The following is a 3504-nucleotide window of genomic DNA, read 5'->3' on the forward strand; positions in this document are numbered from 1 at the left end:
GACCCGTCGGAAGCGGGGTCAGCATCCTGGATGGCTCCTACGAACCGGGCACGTCGGTGCGGATGCCGCATCCGGCGAACCCGGAGTTCGGCTACCCGGACGCAGCACGACCGGGCGTCTTCGATGCGATCAGTATGGAGACACAGTACTTCGGGTCGTCCCACTGGAGGTTGATCTTCATGATGAGCGTCGACGTACGCATGCGGTCCGCCGATACCGGACCGCCGCTCGATCCCGACCAGTTCTGGGCCTGACTCATGGGTACCGGACCGCAGACGATGTCGGACGGCGCCGTGAGCCCCGAGGCCCGCGCGGACGACCTTCTCCAGACGATGACGATCGAGGAGAAGGCACAGCAGGTCACCGGGATGCTACCGGTGGGACTCCTCGGCCGGGACGGCCTGATCCAGTCCCAGGCCGAGCGTCGCCTGCGCGACGGGATCGGCCACATCGGGATGCTGGGAATGGTCGGTCACAAGACGCCGGACCGACTGGCGAGGATCGTCAACGAGATCCAGCGGTTCCTCGTCACGGGCACCCGGCTCGGCATTCCAGCAATCTTCCATGTGGAGGCGCTCAACGGTGTGGTGGCGCCCGGGTTCACCACGTTCCCAACGGCGATCGGGCTGGCCGCCACGTGGAACCCCGGCGGTGTCGAGGAGATGGCCGGCGTCCTGCGCCGGCAGGCGCGGGCTATCGGTCAGACCTTCGCCCTCTCCCCCGTCATGGACGTCGCTCGGGACGCCCGCTGGGGGCGGGTCCATGAAACCTACGGCGAGGACCCGTACCTGACCTCGGCAATGAGTGTCGCGTTCACCCGCGGTCTGCAGGGCACCGACCTGCGCGAGGGTGTCATCGCCACCGGCAAGCACTTCCTGGGCTACGCGGTCACCGAGGGCGGCCAGAACATGGCTGCCACGGCGGTGGGGCCGCGCGAACTCTACGAGGTGTATGCCCGCCCGTTCGAAGCGGCGATCAAGCTCGCCGGCCTGGGCGCGGTGATGAACTCCTACAGCACCGTCGAGGGCATCCCGGTCGCTGCCAACCGCGAGATCCTCACGACGCTGCTACGGGAGCGGCTGGGCTTCACCGGCACCGTCGTCTCCGACTACCAGACCATCCACCACCTCCATGAGCGCCTCGGGGTCGCCCGGGACGCCGAGGAGGCCGGCCGGCTGGCGCTGGCCGCCGGCATCGACGTCGAGCTGCCAGCCCCGCACGGCTACGGCCCCACCCTCGCCCGGGCCGTCCACCGCGGAACCGTCCCCGCCGACCAGCTGGACCAGGCCGCGTGGCGGGTCCTGCGCGACAAGTTCGCCCTGGGTCTGTTCGAGGCGCCCTACGTCGACGAGGACCCCGTCGTCATCAGGGCGGTGGCCCGCCAGGGCGTCGACCTGGCGGGCCACCTCGCCCGGCAGTCCGTGACCCTGCTGACCAACGACGGCACCCTGCCGCTGTCCCGCGACGTCCGGCGGATCGCGATCGTCGGCCCGCACGCCGACGGCACCGCGTTCGCCTTTGCGCCCTACACCTACACCGCCGCGCTGGGGATGCTCGGCGCCCGGTTCCGCGGCGAGGGGGGCGCCATGGACGGCGTCGAGGAGATGACCGGCGAGGTGCCGGACGAGGCGATCGAAGCGCTGATCGAAGAGGTCGCCGGCCCTCTCGCCACGCCGCTCGACGACTACGTGCGCGACACCTACGGCGCGCAGTCCCTCGCCGAGGCCATCCGCCGCGGTGTCCCGGACGCGCAGGTGACCGTGGTCACCGGCTGCGGCGTCGTCGACGAGGAGCCGACCGACATGCCGGCGGCGGTGACGGCCGCCCGCGACGCCGACGTGGTGATCCTGGCGCTGGGCGGCCGTGGTGGCTGGTTCACCACTGCGATCACCGAGGGCGAGGGCAGCGACACCGCGAACATCGACCTACCCACGAACCAGGTCACCCTCGCCCGGGCCGTCGCGGCCACCGGCACCCCGTGCGTGGGCATCGTCTACACCGGCCGGCCGATGGCCCTGACCGCGATCGTCGACGTCCTGCCGGCGCTGCTGTACGGCTACTACGGCGGCCAGGCGGCCGGCCCCGCCATGGCCGCCGTCCTGTTCGGCGACGTCAACCCGAGCGGCAAGCTTCCGATGTCGATCCCCCGGCACTGCGGCCAGGTACCGATCCACCACGGCCAGCCGGCCGGCACCGGGTACCGGCGCGCCGCCACTGACCTGCACCGGGGCTACCTCGACATGCCCGCCACCCCGCTGTTCGCATTCGGCCACGGACTGAGCTACACGACGTTCGCGTACACCGACCTCGTCATCAGCTCCGTCCAGGTCGACAGCGAGGGCGCCGTCACTGTCGCGGTGACAGTGCGCAACATCGGGGAACGGGCCGGCGAGGAGATCGTCCAGCTCTACTTCTGTGACCAGGCGACCGGCGTCACCCGGCCGGCCCAGGAGCTCGTCGGATTCACCCGCGTCGACCTCGCCGCCGGCGCCGGCGCCACCATCGAGTTCACCGTGGCGATGAGCCAGCTGGGCTACCTCGGCCTCGGCGGCGACGTCGTGCTGGAGCCGGGCCCGATCCAGGTGCTCGTGGGCAGCTCCTCGGACGACATCCGCCTGCGGGACGCCTTCGAGGTCGTGGGCGAGACGGCGGTGCTGCACGGCCGCCGCTCCTACCTCTCGCACGTCACCGTCGGCAGACCCGGCGAGCGCCCGTAGGCCAGCCCGCCGGGCACACGAACCGGGCGTGCTCCAGGGCTTCGAGCGCCTGTACGGCTGGGGACAGCAATGGGGAGTCCGAGGACGGGTCAGAAAGCTCCGGGACGGACGGTGCGCATGACGTCGTCGAGGACCTTGTCCAGCGGTGCCCGGCAGCCGGCTGCCATCCAGGCCCGCTTCGCCGCCTCCAGGCACGCCAGCGCGGCGCCGATGACCGCTTCGGGGCGGGCGTTGATCCCGGTGTCGGCCGGGTCGGGGGCGGGTGCGGGGCCAAGGCGGGCGGCGATATGCGGAATGAGCCGGTCGTGCCACCCGCACTGCTTGTCCAGGTTACGGGCCCGCAGCGCGGGATTGCCGTCGAGCATCTGCCGCAGACCGCGGGCACCCTGTGGGTCGCGCGCGTGGTAAGCGAGTAGCACATCGAAGGCGCGGCGCAGCGCCGTCCACGCGTCCTCGCCGGCAGGCCGCTGCGCCAGGGCCTCGGCGAGTGACTCGCCAAGAGCGTCGAGGTGGTCGAGTACGACGTCTTCCTTCGAGGCGAAGTAGCGGAAGAAGCTGCTGCGGGACACCCCGGCGGCGGCCGCGATCTCGTCGATCGTCGTCGCGTCGTAGCCCTTGCGGGCGAACAGGTCCATCGCGACGGTCATGAGCTCGGCCCGTACGGCGCGCCGGGTGCGTTCGCGGAGCCCAAGTCCGAGCCCGAGCCCTCCAGACGCCTCAGCCATCACGGTCGTACCATACCTCGCGCCATAACTGCTTCTCGGTACCTAGTTCTGGCACTGAGTGC

Annotated in this window: 3 protein-coding genes; 2 read left to right on the forward strand and 1 reads right to left on the reverse strand. The window is 71.1% G+C overall.

Annotated elements, in window-relative coordinates; genetic code table 11:
- Positions 1-254: hypothetical protein (locus U9980_RS22270; RefSeq protein WP_322769712.1), on the forward strand; the 254-nt coding region annotated here is incomplete at its 5' end.
- Between the two features lie 24 nt (positions 255-278).
- On the forward strand, positions 279-2717 hold the full coding sequence (locus U9980_RS22275; RefSeq protein WP_322769713.1) for a glycoside hydrolase family 3 N-terminal domain-containing protein: 2439 nt from the start codon (positions 279-281) through the stop codon (positions 2715-2717).
- Positions 2718-2806: 89 nt separating this feature from the next.
- On the opposite strand, the gene U9980_RS22280 is transcribed toward U9980_RS22275, so the two are convergent.
- Positions 2807-3442 carry a TetR/AcrR family transcriptional regulator gene (locus U9980_RS22280; RefSeq protein ID WP_322769714.1) on the reverse strand — a complete coding sequence of 212 codons (636 nt, stop codon included), beginning with the start codon at positions 3440-3442 and terminating at the stop codon, positions 2807-2809.
- Positions 3443-3504: the final 62 nt, after the last annotated feature.

It is taken from the genome of Protofrankia sp. Cr1, assembly GCF_963555865.1.
Classification (GTDB): domain Bacteria; phylum Actinomycetota; class Actinomycetes; order Frankiales; family Frankiaceae; genus Protofrankia.